Here is a 17,116-nt window from a genome sequence, read left to right on the forward strand (position 1 = left end):
CCAGGATAAGCCGTTCAACCGAGGAGCCGGGGGGAGAGGGCGCCGCAGGGGAGCAGGTCCAGCTCGGCGCCGGCCTCGCGCAGGTCGGTGAGCACCAGTTCGTCGTACATCACCAGGGCGGACTGCTCGGGCCAGGCGATCGCCCAGAGCCAGAGCCCCCTGGCCTCGCCGACGAACACGGCGCGGTCGGCCGGGGCGTCCGGGACGTGGAACATCGGGGTGGGCCGGCCGGCGGCCATCAGCTTGGCGTCGGCGGGCTTGTAGAGGCCGACGGAGTCGCCCGGGTCGGGCCCGGGCATCCCGGCGTAGCGGGCGCCGAGGCCGACGCCCAGCTCCTCGGCGACCAGCACCAGTTCGCCGAAGCCGCCGAGCGGTGCCGGGCCGGCGCAGGCCACGGCGGTGGCCCGGGCGCCGGAGACGTCGTCGCCGACGTGCGAGATGCCGGTGTAGAGCCAGCCGACCGGGAGCGGCCAGGGCAGCCAGACGGGGACCTGGGAACGGGCGACGGCCACGCCGAGGGCCTCCACGCTCGGCGGCAGCACCGGCTGCATCGGGTGCACGGCTCCGTGCCGGTCGCACTGCCAGGTGTCTGAGAACAGACCGGGGGCGCGGACCCGACCGGCGCACCTCGGGCAGCTGGGCTCGCCCCTCATAGCCGACAACGCTCCTCCCTCCGGACCGCCGCGTCAAGGACGATCACCCGTACGGAGGGCTCGGCGGTACCTGTCGGTGGCGGGCCCGTCCGGCGCGCGCGGTGGGCGCGGTGCGGGCGGTTCCCGTTGGGGGATGTCCCGTGGGGGGCGGCGGCAAACGTCGGGGGCGACGGGTCCGAACGCACTGACGCCCCGTCATCGGCGATCGCGGTGACGGGGCGTCAGTCGGGTATCGGTACGTCCGGATCGGACGCTCCGGGCTCGTCGGCGGCGGGTGAGGTCTCCGGGCCGGAGGCGCCGCGCGTGGTCAGACGGTCGGGCACGGGCGGATGAGCAGTCGCTCGCCGGTGCTGGCGGCGGCCTGGACGAGCTCGCGGACGGTGTCGGCGTCGGCGATCACGCGGTCGGTGGCGGAGCCGTTGGCGTCGTCCAGTCGGACGATCTCGAAGCGCATGGTCTTCGTCATGGGCGTCTCCTTTCCTGGCCCCGCGGGGCGGGGCGGTCGCGGCTGAGTCGGTATCAGCCCTTTCGGGGTCGTGCGGGTCCGGCGGTGAGTCCGGACCGTTCGGTTCGTGCGTTCGGCTGCCTGCTGCGGCAAGGGTCCCCCTCTTGCCCGGTGCGTCTGGTGCCTCGTGAACCACGGTGTCGTGGCGGTGCTACCGGGCCGTTGCCCGTCCGTAAAGTCCAGGTTTCGGATGGTTCGCGATGACCTGGAGGCCGGTGATGATTCCCGGACAGAATCAAAGATTACCGTAACTAACGAATTTTGTCCCGTGTTGAGGACGGTCGAACTTCGAAAAGTGGTTCAGACCACTCCCGGGGGTCGGGGCGGTCAGCCCCAGAAGTCGGCCAGCGCCGCGGCCGTGGCGGCCGGACGCTCGGCGTTGGGGGAGTGACCGGCGTCCTCGACGACCACCCGGCGGGCGCCCAGCCGCCGGGCCATCGCGGACTGCTCCGGCACCGGCCAGGCGTAGTCCCGCACCCCGGACAGCACCAGCACCGGCAGGCCGGCGGTGGCCGCGGCCAGCTCCGCCACCCGGTCCGGGGCGGCGACCAGATGGCCCCCGGTGACGGTCAGCGCCAGCGGGACGTTGGCCAGCCAGCGGCGGTGCAGGAACTGCGCGACCGCCTGGTCCGGGCGCTGCCGCTGGTCCCCGGAGCCCTCCTCCATCTGCTGCATGACCTGCCAGATCTCCTCCAGGCTCAGCGCCGGGAGGGCGTCCAGCAGCAGCTTGGTGCGGGCCGCCTCGGCCGGGTCGATCGCCCCCGGGCCGGTGGACATCAGGGTCAGCGAGCGCCACGGCGACGGGCCGTCCGCCGCGGCGGCCAGCACCGCCTCCCGGACCACCTGCCCGCCGAAGGAGTGGCCCAGCAGGTGCGTCGGGACGCCCTCCGCGGCGACGGCCGCGGTGAGGGCCCGGACGTCCGCCCCCAGCGCGCCGACCGCGTAGGCGGCCGGGTCGTCCGGGCCGCCGGTCTCGTACTGGCCGCGCTGGTCCACCGCCGTCACCCGGTAGCCCGCGGCCGCCAGCGGCTCCAGCAGGGCGATGAAGTCCTCCTTGCTGCCGGTGAAGCCCGGTACCAGCAGCGCCGAGCCGCGCACCGGCCCGTCCGGCTCGGCCCGCAGCGCGGCGAACTCCCCGCGCGCGGTCGACAGCCGCAGCGCCCGGGCGCAGCGGGGGAGGGTGAGGAACGGCGGGGTGCTCATGGGCTGCTCTCCTGCGGGCGACTGGCCGGTAACCCGAGCGTATCGGGGAACCCGGGAACGCCGGAGGGGGCGGGCCGGGCCGCGATCGGCCGGGCCCGCCCCCTCCGGGGCGGGGTGCGTCAGCTCTCCGGGGTCGCCTCCGGGGCGGCGGCGGCCTTGCGGGTGCGGGTGCGCTTGCGCGGGGCCGGAACCTCGGCGACGGCCTCGGCGGCCGGGGCCTCGGCCGCCGCCGGGGCGGTCTCGGCCTGGGCCTTCGGCTTGCGGGTCCGGGTGCGGGCGGGCTTCTTCTCCGCGGTGGCCGGGGCCTCCGCAGCGACGGCCTCGGCGGCCGGGGCCTCGGTGGCGGCCTCGACGGCCTCCGCCTTCGGCTTGCGGGTCCGGGTGCGGGCGGGCTTCTTCTCCGCGGTGGCCGGGGCCTCCGCGGCGACGGCCTCGGCGGCCGGGGCCTCGGTGGCGGCCTCGACGGCCTCCGCCTTCGGCTTGCGGGTCCGGGTGCGGCGCGCGGCCGGCTTCTCCTCGGCGACGGCCTCGGCGGCCGGAGCCTCCGCCACCGGAGCCGCCACGACGGCCTCGACGGTCTCGGTCACGGCGACGGCGGCCTCACCGGCGGCGCCGCGCGAACGGCGGCGACGGCGGCGCGGAGCCGCCTCGCCCTCGGTGCCCTCGACGGCCACGGCCGACGCGGTCTCGACGGCCGTACCGGCCTCGCCCTCGCCGACCACCGAGCCCCGCCGGGTGCGGCGGCGCTCACGGGTGCGGCGCGGCTGCTCCTCGGTCGCCACGGCGGCCTCGACGGCCTCGCGGGCCGGGCCACTGCGCCCGCCGCGGCCGCGGGCGGCGCGCGCACCGCGTCCGCCGGTCTCGCCGAGGTCCTCGACCTCCTCCGCGTTCAGCCCGGCGCGGGTCCGCTCCGAGCGCGGCAGGACGCCCTTGGTGCCCGGCGCGATCTTGAGCAGCTCGTACAGGTGCGCGGAGGTGGAGTAGGTCTCCTCCGGGTCGTTGAACGGCAGCTCGAGCGCCTTGTTGATCAGCTGCCAGCGCGGGATGTCGTCCCAGTCGACCAGCGTGACCGCGGTGCCCGAGGCGCCGGCCCGGCCGGTGCGGCCGATCCGGTGCAGGTAGGTCTTCTCGTCCTCGGGGCACTGGTAGTTGACGACGTGGGTGACGCCCTCGACGTCGATGCCGCGGGCGGCGACGTCGGTGCAGACCAGGACGTCGACCTTGCCGTTGCGGAAGGCGCGCAGCGCCTGCTCGCGGGCGCCCTGGCCGAGGTCGCCGTGGACCGCGCCGGCCGCGAAGCCGCGCTGGGTCAGCTGGTCGGAGACGTCGGCGGCGGTGCGCTTGGTCCGGCAGAAGATCATCGCCAGCCCGCGGCCGTCGGCCTGCAGGATGCGCGAGACGACCTCGACCTTGTCCAGCGAGTGGGCACGGAAGATGTGCTGCTCGATGTTGGCGACGGTGGTGCCGGTGTCGTCCGGGGCGGCGGCCCGGATGTGGGTCGGCTGGCTCATGTACCGGCGGGCGAGGCTGATGACCTGGCCCGGCATGGTGGCCGAGAACAGCAGGGTCTGCCGCTTGGCCGGCAGCATGGTGATGATCTTCTCGACGTCGGGCAGGAAGCCCAGGTCGAGCATCTCGTCGGCCTCGTCCAGGACCAGCGAGCGGACCTTGGACAGGTTCAGCTTCTTCTGGCCGGCGAGGTCCAGCAGACGGCCCGGGGTGCCGACCACGATGTCGACGCCCTTGGCGAGCGCCTCGACCTGCGGCTCGTAGGCGCGGCCGCCGTAGACGGCCAGGACGCGGACGTCACGGACCTTGCCGGCGGTCTGCAGGTCGTTGGTGACCTGGGTGCAGAGCTCGCGGGTCGGGACGACGATCAGCGCCTGCGGGGACTCGGAGAGCTGCTCCTCGGTGGCCCGGCCGGCGTCCACGTCGGCGCGCACGATGACCCGCTCGATCAGCGGGAGGCCGAAACCGAGGGTCTTGCCGGTGCCGGTCTTGGCCTGGCCGATGACGTCGTGGCCGGTCAGCGCGACCGGGAGGGTCATCTCCTGGATGGGGAAGGGATGGACGATGCCGACGGCCTCCAGGGCCTCGGCGGTCTCCGGGAGGATTCCCAGGTCCCGGAAGGTCGTCTTGATGGGTTCAGCGGTGGTGGACAGGGTGCTGCCTCTTCCGTGTGGAGGGGCCGAGAGCGAGCGGCGGGCGGGCAGCCGCGCGGCTGCGTACGGGCCGGGACGGCCCTGATACAGCTGCGCGGACGCACAACCGCGCCGGTCCCTGCGGCCGGCCGGTGCGCGCGGCCCGGTGCGGGGCGCGTCGCCGGCGGCGTCGGGGAGGATTCCCGTGAGGGACCTGCGCGGGACCATGCGCCAGGGGGCGCGGTCTCGGCGGCCCTCGCTCGGCCACTGATGCGGTGCCAAGGCTTGAAGTCCAAGCCATGGTCGGAGCCGATCGGCTCTCCGACCGGGCATCCGCGTACGTGAGTACCCGTGCCTCCGGTGCGGACGCGTCCGGGTGGACGTCGCCGCTAGGGAGCGGGCTTGCGCGGGGCACCGAGACGGCGGTGACACCGTGCGAGCACGACGGGGCTCCGTACCACCATACAGTCAGGCGACGACTCGAACACGTGACGCGTCTGACATTGCCCCGGGCGACCACGGCCGGAACCGGGATTCCGGCCGGTCACCCGGGTGCGTCCGGTGGTGGGGGAGCCGGGCCGTCGGGACTAAGGTGACGGGTCATGGAGACCCATGGTGAGACGCAGGACGCCGCGGCCGGCTCGATCGGGGACTGGGCCGCGTGCTCGGCCGACCCGGGGTACCGGGCGGCGGTGCTGGATCTGCTCGGCGCGCTCGCGTACGGCGAGCTGAGCGCCTTCGAGCGCCTCGCCGAGGACGCCAAGCTGGCGCCGGACCTCGCGGACAAGGCTGCCCTGGCCCGGATGGCCTCCGCGGAGTTCCAGCACTACCAGCGGCTGCACGACCGCCTCGCCGAGGTCGGTGCCGACCCGCAGGAGGCGATGCGCCCCTTCGTCGAGCCGCTGGAGCTGTTCCACCGGATGACGGCGCCCTCGGACTGGCTGGAGGGCCTGGTCAAGGCCTACGTGGGCGACGCCATCGCGACCGACTTCTACCGCGAGGTCGCCGTCCGGCTCGACGACGACACCCGCGAGCTGGTGCTCGGCGTGATGTCCGACACGGGCCACGCCCAGTTCGCCGTGGACAAGGTGCGCCAGGCCATCGAGGCCGACCCGCGGGCCGGCGGCCGGCTCGCCCTGTGGGGCCGGCGGCTGATGGGCGAGGCGCTCAGCCAGGCCCAGCGGGTGGTGGCCGAGCGGGACGCGCTGTCCAACCTGCTGGTCGGCGGCGTCCGGGTGCAGGGCTTCGACCTGGTCGAGGTCGGCAAGATGTTCAACCGCATCACCGAGGCGCACACCCGGCGGATGGCCGCCCTGGGCCTGGCCTCCTGACCCACCGGACAGGACCTACGCGGGCCGGTGCCGCCGCGGCGCGCGGTGGGCGCCGGCCCGGTGCGGGTGGTGCCGGTGCGCCGGGGCCCGCCCGGCGGCCAGGTCCGGCCGGGCCAGGGCCGAGGTGAGCACCGCCGAGGCCAGCACCGCGGCCGCCACCGCGCCGACCGGGTACCGCCCGTCCAGACAGAAGTGCGCGACCACCCCGCCCAGCAGGGCCGCCGCCAGCGCGGTGCCCATGGTGAGCGAACGGGCCGCCGGGAAGTACGCGGGCCGGGCCAGCAGCGCGGTCAGGCCCGTGACCAGGCCGACCAGGGCGAAGGCGATCGACTCGACCAGCAAGACTGCCTCCCCGGGGACGGGTGCGCGGCGCCGCCGGCCGCACTGACGCCGTACCCAGGCCCACCGGGCGGTACACGCAGCGGTGCCCCGCTCCCACGGGGGGAACGGGGCACCGGGTGCGCTGCTCGGACGTCGCCTCAGGCGGTGCCGAAACCGACCTTGCGGACGGCCTGCTCGCCGATCTCCACGTACGCCAGGCGCTCGGCCGGGACGATGACGCGGCGGCCGTGCTCGTCGGTCAGCGCGAAGAGCTTGGTGGAGCCCTCCAGCGCCTTCGCGACCGCGCTCTCGACCTCATCGGCAGTCTGCGAGCTCTCGATCACGATCTCGCGCGGCGCGTTCTGCACGCCGATCTTGACCTCCACGACTTCCGTCCCTCCGGGGTTGCAGCCTCCACGCGCGGACGACGCCCGCCTGGAACAAGCGTTCGCGGCGACCGCGCCGTACGGCTTCACCATAGAGCACGGGATCACCGCGGCGGCGAAGGTCGCCGGATCACCCCTGCTGGGAGGGTGCCTCGCCCTCGCCGGTCGGGTGCATCGGGAAGCCCTTCAGGCCGCGCCAGGCCAGGCTGGCGACCAGCCGCACCGCCTCGTCGCGGGGGATCTCCAGGCCCTGCGAGAGCCAGTAGCGGGCGGTGATCTGGGCCAGGCCGCAGACGCCGGCGGCGAGCAGCTTGGACTCCGACTCCGGCAGGTCGGTGTCCTCCTGGATCACCTTGCTGACCAGCGTCGCGCTCGCCTCGGAGGCCCGCTCGACGCGCTCGCGCACGGCCGGCTCGTTGGTCAGGTCCGACTCGAAGACCAGTCGGAACGCGCCGGACTCGCTGGAGACGTAGTTGAAGTACGCCTCCATCGTCGCGGCGACCCGGAGCTTGTTGTCGGTGGTCGTCGACAGCGCGTCCCGGGTCGACTCGACGAGGGCGTCGCAGTGCTTGTCCAGCAGCGCCAGGTAGAGCTCCAGCTTCCCGGGGAAGTGCTGGTACAGCACCGGCTTGCTGACCCCGGCGCGGTCGGCGATGTCGTCCATGGCGGCCGCGTGGTAGCCCTGGGCGACGAACACCTCCTGGGCGGCACCGAGCAGTTGTTCGCGGCGGGCGCTTCGCGGCAGGCGGGCACCGCGCGGGCGCTCCTGCGCCTCCTGGATGGCCGTCACGGCGCTCCTCACTTCGGGTTGTTCCGGGCTGGCAAGAGGGCCGATTCTACTTTTCGGTAACCGCTTCCGCGTTCGGCGGGAACGAGAAAAGGCCTCGGCCTCCTTGTCAGGAGCCCACAATACGGCGCTGACCTCGGCATCGGCAGGGGTGCGACGGGGGAGGGAACGGCCGGACCGCCCCCGCGGCCCCGGCCGGGGCTCACTACCATCGTCCACCATGAGCGGCGCTGAGCAGCAGGTGCGGACGGTCGAGGTTCCCGGCGCGGTGCTCGCGGTGCACCGCCCGGCCGCGGGCGACGGGGCGGACGGCCGGGAGCCGGGCCTGTTCGTGCACGGCCTCGGAGGCTCCGCGGCCAACTGGACGGCCCTGATGGACCGGCTCGGCGACGTGGTCGACGGCGAGGCGGTGGACCTGCCCGGCTTCGGGCGCTCCGGCCCGCCCGCCGACGGCAACCTCAGCGTCTCCGGCCACGTCCGCGCGGTGATCGGCTACCTGGAGGCCGCCGGCCGCGGGCCGGTCCACCTGTTCGGCAACTCCCTCGGGGGCGCGGTCGCCGTCCGGCTGGCGGCACTGCGCCCGGACCTCGTGCGCAGCCTCACCCTGGTCTCGCCGGCCCTGCCCGAGCTGCCGCCGCAGCGCTCCGCCTGGTCGACCGGCCTGCTCGCGCTGCCCGGGCTGCCCGTGCTGCTGCGCCGCCTGCCGGTGAACGCGCGCGGCCCCGAGCAGGCCACCGAGGACCTGCTGCGGCTGGTCTACGGGGACCCGGCCGGACTGTCCGCGGCGGCCCGTGCCGAGGCGGTGGCCGAGTACCGCCGCCGGCTGGAGGTGCCGCACGCGATGCAGGCGCTGACCGGCTCGGCCCGCGGGATCGTCTCCGCCTACACCGAGCGCGGCGACCAGGCGCTGTGGCGCCAGGCCGAGAACGTGCCGGCGCCGGTGCTGCTGGTGTACGGGCTGCGCGACAAGCTGGTCGGCTACCGCTCGGCCCGGCGGGCCTGCGCGGCGTTCGCCGACGCCCGGCTGCTGGTCCTTCCGGAGTCCGGCCACGTCGCGATGATGGAGCACCCCGACCAGGTGGCCAGGGCCGTGCGCGAGCTGATCGCGGAGGCCGCCCGGTAACGGCCCCGTTCCGGGCGAGGTCACGCCGGTTCACTCGTTCAGGTGGCAACCAGGCATGTGACCGATGGATTGCCCGGGCCCGGTCCTACCTTTCTGCTGTCGGACCGAACAGGTGTGGGGGAGGCGCGGTCGCCGGAGGAGCCGGAGGACGGCCGCACCCGTCGTCCCGGCGGGTCGGGACCGACCGCCGGAACGGGCGCGGGCCCGGGGAACGGATCGCGGGAGGACCGCGGCCGGGCCGCCGCCCCGACACCACCCGGCCGTGCGGCCGGGGAGCGTCCCGGTGCCGTCGCACCCGGCCGACCGGGCCCTTCGCCCCGGCCGTCCCGCCGCCGCGCGGGGCCGCCCCGGCGACCGCCCGGGCCGCCCGGCCCATCCGTCGATCCGCCCGTGATCCGCCCGTGATCCGCTCTGTCCTGGAGGTCTCCCGTGCGCGTTGCCCTGCTCACCGAGGGTGCCCGTCCGCATCCCCAGCGTGCCGCCGGCGGCTGGTGCGACCGGCTGGCCGAGGGCCTCCCGGAGCACGGGTTCGAGCTCTACCTGCTCGCACCGCCCGGGGGCCGGGCCGCCGCGGGGCGTCCGTCGTCCGTCTGGCGCGGGGTGCACGAGCTGGCGCTGTGGGGGCGCCGGCGGGGCGGCAGAGCCCCCGGCGCGCTGCGCAGACGCCGCTACGCCGGGGCGTACGAGCAGCTCGTCCGGGCGCTGGTGATGCCGGGGGAGCGGGCGGGCTTCGGCGCCGGGCTGTACCGGCTGGCCGCGCTCGCCCGGGAGGACGGCGCGCTGCCCGCCTTCCTCTCCTCGGTGCACGCCCGGCGCACCCTGGAACGGGTCTGGCGGCTGCCGGGCGCGGACACCTCCGCCGGGCAGCCTCTGGTCTGCGACGTGCTGGTCGCGGCGGACCTGCTGGAGCAGTGCCTGCGGCCGCTCTCCGCGCCGTGGTACGGCACCGGGCCCGGCGGCCTGGGCGGTGCCGACCTCTGCCACGTGGTCGGCGGCGGCCCGGCGGCGCTGCCCGCGCTGGTCGCCCGGCAGCTGCACGGGGTGCCGTTCGTGGTCACCGAGCACGGCCTGCACCTGCGCGAGCAGTACCTCGGCTACCGCGAGGCGCCGTACCGCTGGCCGGTCCGGGCGCTGCTGCTGGCGTTCTTCCGGGCGCTCACCGAGGAGACCTACCGGCAGGCCGCCGTACTGACCCCCGGCAGCGTCCACGACCAGCAGTGGCAGCGCCGCTGCGGGGCCGATCCGGCGCGCACCCGGGTGGTGTACGAGGGCACGTCCGCGGTGTCCCGACCGGCGGCCGGGCCCGAGCCGGACGAGCCGACCCTGGTCTGGGCGGGCGCGCTGGAGCCCGGGCGGGACGCCGAACTGATGCTGCACGCCTTCGCGCAGGTGCGGGCCGAGGTGCCGCGGGCCCGGCTGGTGGTCCACGGCGAGGAGGCGGCGCCCGGCTACCGGGCGCACTGCGCGGCCGTCGCCGAGCGGCTCGGGGTGTCGGCGGCGGTCGACTTCGCCGGCCGGCCCGGCTCGCTCGCCGAGGTCTGGGAGGGCGGCACGGTGGCGGTCTTCTCCGGGCTTTCCCAGCGCAGCCCGCGGCTGCTCGCCGACGCGATGCTCAGCGGCCGCGCGGTGGTGTCCACCGACGTAGGGGTGGCCCGGGAGGTGGTCGGGCCAACCGGACTGCTGGTGCCGGCCCGGGACCCGCGCGCCCTGGCCGGCGCCTGCCTGGCGCTGCTGCGCGACGAGGAGCGGCGGGCCAGGCTCGGGCTGGCCGGGCGGCTTCGGGCGCAGGAACGCTTCGCCGTCGAGCCGGTGATAGGTGCCTTCCGGGAGATCTACCTGGAGCTGGTCTCGCAGTACCCGGCCTTCCCGGACGGCGCCGGCGGCGGCACGGCCGGGGAGCCGCCGCGCCCGTTCGCCCGGCCCGCCGAGTACTGGCTGGCCGACGGACGGCGCGGCGCGGACGCCCCGGACGGCGGCCCGCACCGCCCCGCCGACCCGAGGGCCGGCCGGCCCGGCCCGGCCGGCCCGGTCGAGGAGAGCGGTGACGCCGGCGCGCAGGAGCGCCCCGGCGCCCTCGCGGAGGCCGTCTGATGGCCGGCGGCGCGGCGGTCGGCGGCACCGGCCGCCCGGTGGGCGACCCGGTCCGCGAGGTGATGGCCGAGCACCGGACGCTGTGCGAACGGGCCGTCGACCCGCTGGAGATCGCCGCCGGGCTGGAGGAGGCCGGGTTCGGCCCGGACGCCGCCGCGCGCTGCCGGCACGCCGACCTGTTCTCGCTCGCCGAGGAGCTGTACGCCCGGGTGCCCCGGCGGCCCCCGGCACCCGAGCCGCCGTGCGGCGGCCGGCAACGCGGCGCCGCCCGGGCGAGCCTGACCGCCGCCGGGCTGGCCGCGCTGCCCTGTGCGGCGGCCGCCGCGCTCGGCGGCCGCTGGCCGGTGCTGCTGCCGGCCGCCGTCCCGCTGCTGCTCCTGCCCGCGCTGACCGCGGACCCCGCGGTCGAGCCGGCACCGCCGTCCGGCGGCCCGGTGGGGGCGCTCGGCCCGGCCCGGCCGGTGCGCCGCCCGGCGGGCTCGCGCCGGAGCCCGGCCGCGTTCGGGTACGGGCTGGGCCTGGCCGGGCTGCTGCTGCTGCCGCTGGCCGCGGCGGACGGGGACCGGCGGCTCGCGGCCGCCCTGGTGCTCGCGGCGGCGCTGTCCGCCGGGTCGGCCGAGCGGGCCGCCCGCTGGTACCGGCAGGTCGGCCGCGGGCACCTCGGGGCGGCGGGCACGCTCGCCGAGTTCCGGGCCCGGATGCGGCCGGTGCTCCCGGTGGCGGTCGCCCTGCACCTGGCGGTGCTCGCGGTGCTGACCTTCGCCGCGCTGGCCGTGCTGACCGTCGTCGCGCCGCGCCCGGGCCCCAGCCACGGCGGAGGGCTGCTCCACCTGGCGGCCGAGCGGGCCGGCGCCGCGCAGTGGGCGGCGCAGGGCGTGCTGGGACTTCTGCTGGTGCTGCCCGCGCTGCTCGCGCGCTGCGGCCGGGAGCGGGCCGCCGCGCTGGGGGCGGCGGCCGGCCCCGCGGCGACGCTCGTCCTGCTCGTGTCGGGCCGGGCCGTCCCGGTGGCCGTCCTGCTCGGGGGCGGTGCGGTCGCCGCGGTGCTGCTGGTGCACGCCTGGGCGGTGCTCGGCCGTGCGGGGTCGCACCGTTGAGCCCGGCCCGCCGTCTCCCCCGTTCCGTCTGTTGGTTTCAGTCCGCCAGGTCGTCCCCGACCTCGCTTCGTGGAAGGACGCCCCCGATGAGGGTGCTGCTGCTGGGCGCCGACGGCTTCATCGGCCGCCGGGTCACCGATCGTCTGCTGATGGACCACGAGTTGCAGGTGACGGTGCTCGGCCGGCGCGACTCGGCCGACATCCGCTTCGACCTGACCACCGGGAGCCCGGGTGCCCTGGCCCGGTTCCTGGACGCGGTCGCGCCGCAGGTGGTGATCAACTGCGCGGGCGCCACCTACGGCAGCTCGCGCACGCTGATCCGGTCGAACACGCTGGCCGTCGCCACCGTCTGCGAGGCGATCCGGCGCAGCCGGGAGCCGGCCCGGCTGGTGCACGTCGGCTCCGCCGCCGAGTACGGCCCGGTGCCCGGCGGGGTGCCGGTGTCGGAGCAGGCCGAACCGCGGCCGGTCGGCCCGTACGGGGTGTCCAAGCTGGCCGGGACGGAGCTGGTGCTGGCCTCCGGCCTGGACGCGGCGGTGCTGCGGGTGTTCGACGTGGTGGGCCCGGGCGCCCCGACCGCCTCGCTGTTCGGGCGGCTCGCGGAGGGGCTGCGGCGGGCGCTGGAGCGGGACGAGGCGCAGGTCCGGATGCCGGACCTGTCCGGATACCGGGATTTCGTGGACGTGCGGGACGTCGCGCGGGCGATCCAGGCGGCCGCGGTGTCGGCCGCCACCGGGGTGGTCAACATCGGCAGCGGGCACGCCGTCCGGGCCCGGGACGCGGCCCAGCTGCTGGTCCGGGCGTCCGGCTTCGAGGGGTCGATCGTGGAGGAGAACCGGCAGGTCCTGCTGCCCGCGCAGGCCGGCGGGCCGGTCGGCGACCACCTGCCCGGCCACCATCTCCCGGGCCACCGCCCGGAGGGCCACCGTCCGGAGGGCCGGGCCGCCGCGGGGGAGCCGGTGCCGTGGCGGCAGGCGGACGTGCGGACGGCCCGGGACCGTCTCGGCTGGCGGACACAGGTGCCGCTGGAGGAGTCGCTCGGCGACGTGTGGCTGGAGACGGCCTGCCGGGTCTGACCGGTGCCCCGGGGCGCTCCGGGCCTGTCACCGCAGGCCCGGAGCGCCCTGCGGGCGGCGGCGGCCGGTTCCACGATCCGACGCCACCCGTCTCGCCCATCGGACGGGCTGTCTCGGAATACCGGAGGGACGTGACACTGTTGGCGTAAGCAGCCACCCGCGTGGCGGAGCAGAAACCCCACCAAGAGGCTGGCCCTGGCCACCTGAACCAGACACCCATCGGAGTCCCCGTGTCGTTGCCACCCCTGGTCGAGCCGGCCGACGAGCTCACCGTTGACGAGGTCCGCAGGTACTCCCGCCACCTGATCATCCCCGACGTGGGCATGGCCGGGCAGAAGCGGCTGAAGAACGCCAAGGTGCTGTGCGTCGGCGCCGGCGGCCTCGGCTCGCCCGCGCTGATGTACCTGGCCGCCGCCGGTGTCGGGACGCTGGGCATCGTCGAGTTCGACGTGGTGGACGAGTCCAACCTGCAGCGCCAGATCATCCACGGCCAGTCGGACGTGGGCCGCTCCAAGGCGGAGTCGGCGCGGGACTCGGTCAAGGAGATCAACCCCTACGTCGACGTGATCCTCCACGAGGAGCGCCTCGACAACTCCAACGTCATGGAGATCTTCTCCGGCTACGACCTGATCGTGGACGGCACGGACAACTTCGCCACCCGCTACCTGGTGAACGACGCCGCGGTGCTGCTGGGCAAGCCGTACGTGTGGGGCTCGATCTACCGCTTCGACGGCCAGGCGAGCGTGTTCTGGGCCGAGCACGGCCCCTGCTACCGCTGCCTCTACCCGGAGGCCCCGCCGCCGGGCATGGTCCCCTCCTGCGCCGAGGGCGGCGTGCTGGGCGTGCTGTGCGCGTCCATCGGCTCGATCCAGGTCACCGAGGCAATCAAGCTGCTGGCCGGCGTGGGCGACCCGCTGGTCGGCCGGCTGATGATCTACGACGCCCTGGAGATGAACTACCGCCAGGTGAAGGTCCGCAAGGACCCGAACTGCGCCGTCTGCAGCGAGAACCCGACGGTCACCGAACTGATCGACTACGAGGCCTTCTGCGGCGTCGTGTCGGAGGAGGCGCAGGCCGCCGCCGCCGGTTCGACCATCACCTCGCACCAGCTGAAGCAGTGGCAGGACGAGAAGGAGGACATCTTCCTGATCGACGTCCGCGAGCCCGGCGAGTACGAGATCGTCAACATCCCCGGCGCGGTGCTGATCCCGAAGAACGAGTTCCTCATGGGCGACGCCCTGGAGAAGCTGCCGCAGGACCGCAAGATCGTGCTGCACTGCAAGTCGGGCGTGCGCTCGGCCGAGGTGCTGGCCGTGGTGAAGGCGGCCGGCTTCGCCAACGCCGTCCACCTGGGCGGCGGCGTGCTCGGCTGGGTCAACCAGGTCGAGCCGCACAAGCCGGTCTACTAGACCCGGGCTCCGGCAGGAGCGACCACGTCTGCGAAGGGCCCGCCCCGGCGGGCCCTTCCGCGTGTCCGGGCCCCGCCGCGGGGCCCGGGCGGCGCGGCTGCGCAGGGGTCAGAGCGCGCCCCGGCGCTGCAGCACGTTGTAGGAGATCCAGCCCGGCAGCACCGGCAGCCAGAAGGTGAGCGCCCGGTAGAGGAAGACCGCCGGGGTGGCGACCGCCGGTGAGACGTCCGCGACCGTCAGGGCGCCGATCAGCGCGACCTCGACCGGGCCGATGCCACCGGGGGTCGGGATCGCCGAGCCGGCCGCGTTGGCGGTCAGGAAGACCACCGCGACCGCCGAGAAGCTGACGTTGCCGCCGAAGGCCTGCACCGAGGCGTCCAGGCAGGCGGTGAACGACAGGGTGAGCAGCAGGATGCCGCCGAAGCCGGTGACCAGCTTGCTGGGCGTCTGCATCAGGTCGAGCATCCGCGGCACGACGCCGAAGAACAGCGAGCGCAGCCGGCCCAGCACGAACCGGCGCAGCGGTGCGACGGCCGCCACCACCAGGGCGAGCACGGCGGCGGTCAGCACGCCGATGATCACCGCGCGGGAGGCCGAGAGGTCGCCGTTGGTCTGGCTGCCGGTGATCAGGCCGAAGCTGAACAGCAGCAGCAGGTGCCCGGCCAGGCCGGCCAGCTGGGAGGCGCCGACCGAGGCCACCGCCTGGCCGGAGCGGATCCCGGCCTTCTGCAGGTACCGGGTGTTGAGCGCGATGCCGCCGATCGCGGCGGGGGCGACCAGCTTCACGAAGGAGCCGGCCAGCTGTGCGGCGACGGTGCGCCGGAACGGGAGCTTCTCCGGCACGAAGCCGGTCAGGCTCATCGCGGCGGCCACGTAGCTGAAGGCCGCCGCGGCCAGCGCCGCCGCCGCCCAGGCCCAGTCCATCTGGGAGAGCTTGAGCTGGGCCGGCTTGATGGTGGTCAGCGCCAGGTAGGCGGCGAAGGTGAGCGCGATCACCATGATCAGGCTCTTCGGCTTCAGCCGTTCCAGCTTGGCCGGCTCCATCGGCGCCTCGGGGGCGATCTGCAGGATCTGTCCGCGGATGCGGCTGAGCAGGTCCTCGCCGGCCGTCGCGATGTCCTCCTCGGCCTGCTGCTGGGTGCGCTCGCCGGCGGCGACCTGCTCCAGGGCCTTCGCGCGGGCGGCGGCCTTGCGCTCCTTGCTCAGCTTGTTGAGGTCGATCCTGGTCGAGCGGCTCATCCCGACCGGCTGGAGCAGCGGCAGGGCCTGCGCCACCCGGTCGGCGCCGAGCACGGCGTTGGCGGTGGCGACGGCGCGCTCCGGGCCGATCCGCAGGGCGAAGGTGGTGACCAGCTGGGCGACGTCGATGCGCAGGGTCAGGTCGGTGGCGGCGATGTCGCCGCCGGAGAGGTTGACCAGGCAGGCCGTCTTCTCGTCCACGACGAGCAGCGACTCGCCGGTGAGCCGGCGGTGGGCGATCCGGCGCTCGTGCAGCGCGGCCACCGACTCCCAGAGCGAGGCCATCACCAGGTCGGTGACCTCCTCGTCGGCGAGCTCGTCCAGGGTCCGCCCCTCGACCTTGCCGTAGACCAGGATCGCGGCGTCCGGGCCCAGCTCGGAGGTGGCGACCAGCTGCGGTGCGCGGGCGCCCGAGGCGGCCGCCGCGTAGGCGATCAGGGCCTCCTGCTCCAGCGCCTGGCGCAGCGACTGCGGGCTGCGGCGCACCGCCACCGAGCGCAGCCGCAGCCGCCGCCAGGCGCGGTAGAAGAAGCCGGAGGCCTGCTGCTCGCGGTCGATGATGTGGACGTCCAGCGGCGGGCCGCTCTGCTGGGTCACGTAGTAGCGGCGGGTGCCGCCGGGCGCGTCCGGGGCGCGGTGGGCGCTGCGCGGGGTGAAGCCGACCTTGCGCAGGCCGATCATCAGGTGCTGGCCGGTGGGCCGGATGTTCGGGGAGCCGATCGCGTACAGCGTGCCGTAGGCGACGGACCAGCCGATCAGCACGGTGAGGAGCAGGGACAGCGGGGTGGTGTAGCCGCCGAGCAGCTCGGTGACCCCGCTGAAGACCACCACCACCCAGAGGGCGACCCGCCACCGGGGGCGGCTCGACATGCCGACCGCGGTCATGTAGGCGATCACCGGGGCCAGGTAGCCGTGCACCGGGTCGGTGAGGGTGCCGTTGCTGTTCATCGGCAGCCGGGTCAGCGCGTCCCGGATCTGCTCGGAGGCGCCTTCGGCCACCCACCAGTCGATGCCCAGCGAGACGCCGTAGGCGAGGACCGAGGCGAGCACCCCGTCGGCGACCCGCAGGCCGTCGCGTTTGATCAGCCGCTCGACCGCGAACGCCAGCGGCACGGCGAGCACCGCGACGCTGGAGAGCAGCCCGGTGACGGTGGACAGCACCGCGGAGAAGTGCGGCGCGTTGTCGGAGATGTCCTTCTCGATGCCGGTGGTGGTCGAGGTGGCGATGCCGGCCAGGACGAAGACGGCGACTATGCCGAGGACGCCGGCCAGGAAGCGGATCAGGTCGGACGGGCGGTGCGCCCGGGCGGCGAGCAGGGGCTCGTCGACGTCCAGGTACGGGGTGTCGTCCAGCGGGTCGTGCTGCTCGGGCAGCGGCCGCCGGGCCGGAGGTCCGGGTTCGGCGGGCCGCGGTCCGGCGGGTGCCGGTCGGGCGGGCTCGGTGGGCCCGGGTTCGACGGGCTCGACGGGTTCGACGGGGCGCGCCTGCGCGGGGGTCTTGATCGTCAGGTCCTTGATCAGGGAGACTTCCGGAGTCGGCCCTTCCGCGGGCCCGCCACCGGGAGCCGGGGGCACGGCGGCGGTGGACTCGTCGGAGTCCTCGTCCACGCCCACGTCAGCCGTCCCGGTCATCTGGTCTTGTCCTCGTATCACCACTCACCGCCCCGAAGATGGTGGCATGCCCCGGCGCCCCGTGCTGGACAGGGGGCGGATCGGGCGCGGCGGATCGTTCGTACGGGACCGCGGGTGCGCCCCCG

Annotated in this window: 14 protein-coding genes; 6 read left to right on the forward strand and 8 right to left on the reverse strand. The window is 75.3% G+C overall.

Translation table 11 applies throughout. From position 1 onward, the window contains the following. Positions 1-14: 14 nt before the first annotated feature. The 4 genes from ACIA8Q_RS13500 to ACIA8Q_RS13515 form a co-directional block, all read right to left on the reverse strand. On the reverse strand, positions 15-653 hold the full coding sequence (locus tag ACIA8Q_RS13500; RefSeq protein WP_360213833.1) for a DUF6758 family protein: 639 nt from the start codon (positions 651-653) through the stop codon (positions 15-17). A 307-nt stretch (positions 654-960) separates the two neighbouring features. Then, complete coding sequence (locus ACIA8Q_RS13505) at positions 961-1,119, reverse strand: hypothetical protein (RefSeq protein WP_360213911.1); 159 nt, start codon at positions 1,117-1,119, stop codon at positions 961-963. A 366-nt stretch (positions 1,120-1,485) separates the two neighbouring features. After that, positions 1,486-2,361 carry an alpha/beta fold hydrolase gene (locus ACIA8Q_RS13510; protein ID WP_387904394.1) on the reverse strand — a complete coding sequence of 292 codons (876 nt, stop codon included), beginning with the start codon at positions 2,359-2,361 and terminating at the stop codon, positions 1,486-1,488. 119 nt (positions 2,362-2,480) lie between these two features. After that, positions 2,481-4,409, reverse strand: a complete 1,929-nt coding sequence (locus ACIA8Q_RS13515; protein WP_396317201.1) for a DEAD/DEAH box helicase — start codon at positions 4,407-4,409, stop codon at positions 2,481-2,483. A gap of 695 nt (positions 4,410-5,104) precedes the next feature. Between ACIA8Q_RS13515 and ACIA8Q_RS13520 the strand changes: the two genes are divergently transcribed. After that, complete coding sequence (locus ACIA8Q_RS13520) at positions 5,105-5,833, forward strand: ferritin-like fold-containing protein (protein ID WP_360213839.1); 729 nt, start codon at positions 5,105-5,107, stop codon at positions 5,831-5,833. A 15-nt stretch (positions 5,834-5,848) separates the two neighbouring features. Here ACIA8Q_RS13520 and ACIA8Q_RS13525 read toward each other — a convergent pair whose 3' ends face one another. The 3 genes from ACIA8Q_RS13525 to ACIA8Q_RS13535 form a co-directional block, all read right to left on the reverse strand. Then, a complete protein-coding gene (locus tag ACIA8Q_RS13525; protein ID WP_360213841.1) occupies positions 5,849-6,175 on the reverse strand; it encodes a hypothetical protein in 327 nt (108 codons plus the stop codon). A gap of 137 nt (positions 6,176-6,312) precedes the next feature. Further along, complete coding sequence (locus tag ACIA8Q_RS13530) at positions 6,313-6,540, reverse strand: DUF3107 domain-containing protein (protein WP_360213843.1); 228 nt, start codon at positions 6,538-6,540, stop codon at positions 6,313-6,315. A gap of 130 nt (positions 6,541-6,670) precedes the next feature. Further along, positions 6,671-7,330 carry a TetR/AcrR family transcriptional regulator gene (locus ACIA8Q_RS13535; protein ID WP_360213845.1) on the reverse strand — a complete coding sequence of 220 codons (660 nt, stop codon included), beginning with the start codon at positions 7,328-7,330 and terminating at the stop codon, positions 6,671-6,673. 217 nt (positions 7,331-7,547) lie between these two features. Here ACIA8Q_RS13535 and ACIA8Q_RS13540 point away from each other — a divergent pair, with 217 nt between their 5' ends. From ACIA8Q_RS13540 to moeZ, 5 genes are all read left to right on the forward strand, one after another. Then, the gene (locus ACIA8Q_RS13540) at positions 7,548-8,450 is read left to right on the forward strand and encodes an alpha/beta fold hydrolase (RefSeq protein WP_360213847.1); all 903 of its coding nucleotides are present in this window, start codon (positions 7,548-7,550) and stop codon (positions 8,448-8,450) included. 429 nt (positions 8,451-8,879) lie between these two features. Then, entirely contained in the window at positions 8,880-10,541 is a 1,662-nt protein-coding gene (locus ACIA8Q_RS13545) for a DUF3492 domain-containing protein (RefSeq protein WP_396317202.1), read from the forward strand. Next, complete coding sequence (locus ACIA8Q_RS13550; RefSeq protein ID WP_396317203.1) at positions 10,541-11,635, forward strand: hypothetical protein; 1,095 nt, start codon at positions 10,541-10,543, stop codon at positions 11,633-11,635. Before ACIA8Q_RS13545 ends, ACIA8Q_RS13550 begins: the two co-directional genes overlap by 1 nt. An 86-nt stretch (positions 11,636-11,721) precedes the next feature. After that, complete coding sequence (locus ACIA8Q_RS13555) at positions 11,722-12,711, forward strand: NAD-dependent epimerase/dehydratase family protein (RefSeq protein WP_360213853.1); 990 nt, start codon at positions 11,722-11,724, stop codon at positions 12,709-12,711. Positions 12,712-12,941: 230 nt separating this feature from the next. Then, positions 12,942-14,120: an adenylyltransferase/sulfurtransferase MoeZ gene (moeZ, locus tag ACIA8Q_RS13560; RefSeq protein WP_387904386.1), complete on the forward strand. Its 1,179-nt coding sequence runs from the start codon at positions 12,942-12,944 to the stop codon at positions 14,118-14,120. A gap of 108 nt (positions 14,121-14,228) precedes the next feature. Here the strand turns inward: moeZ and ACIA8Q_RS13565 are convergent, their stop codons facing one another. Next, a complete protein-coding gene (locus tag ACIA8Q_RS13565; protein ID WP_396317204.1) occupies positions 14,229-16,991 on the reverse strand; it encodes a flippase-like domain-containing protein in 2,763 nt (920 codons plus the stop codon). Positions 16,992-17,116 lie beyond the last annotated feature (125 nt).

The sequence above is a fragment of the Kitasatospora sp. NPDC051705 genome (genome assembly GCF_044453265.1).
Classification (GTDB): domain Bacteria; phylum Actinomycetota; class Actinomycetes; order Streptomycetales; family Streptomycetaceae; genus Kitasatospora.

Excerpts from the sequence above, each read along its gene's own strand:
- ACIA8Q_RS13515 (WP_396317201.1), bottom strand. The coding sequence starts at position 4,409 with ATGACCCTCCCGGTCGCGCTGACCGGCCACGACGTCATCGGCCAGGCC.
- ACIA8Q_RS13565 (WP_396317204.1), bottom strand. The coding sequence starts at position 16,991 with ATGACCGGGACGGCTGACGTGGGCGTGGACGAGGACTCCGACGAGTCC.
- ACIA8Q_RS13555 (WP_360213853.1), top strand. The coding sequence starts at position 11,722 with ATGAGGGTGCTGCTGCTGGGCGCCGACGGCTTCATCGGCCGCCGGGTC.
- ACIA8Q_RS13510 (WP_387904394.1), bottom strand. The coding sequence starts at position 2,361 with ATGAGCACCCCGCCGTTCCTCACCCTCCCCCGCTGCGCCCGGGCGCTG.
- ACIA8Q_RS13550 (WP_396317203.1), top strand. The coding sequence starts at position 10,541 with ATGGCCGGCGGCGCGGCGGTCGGCGGCACCGGCCGCCCGGTGGGCGAC.
- ACIA8Q_RS13520 (WP_360213839.1), top strand. The coding sequence starts at position 5,105 with ATGGAGACCCATGGTGAGACGCAGGACGCCGCGGCCGGCTCGATCGGG.
- ACIA8Q_RS13500 (WP_360213833.1), bottom strand. The coding sequence starts at position 653 with ATGAGGGGCGAGCCCAGCTGCCCGAGGTGCGCCGGTCGGGTCCGCGCC.
- ACIA8Q_RS13505 (WP_360213911.1), bottom strand. The coding sequence starts at position 1,119 with ATGACGAAGACCATGCGCTTCGAGATCGTCCGACTGGACGACGCCAAC.
- ACIA8Q_RS13540 (WP_360213847.1), top strand. The coding sequence starts at position 7,548 with ATGAGCGGCGCTGAGCAGCAGGTGCGGACGGTCGAGGTTCCCGGCGCG.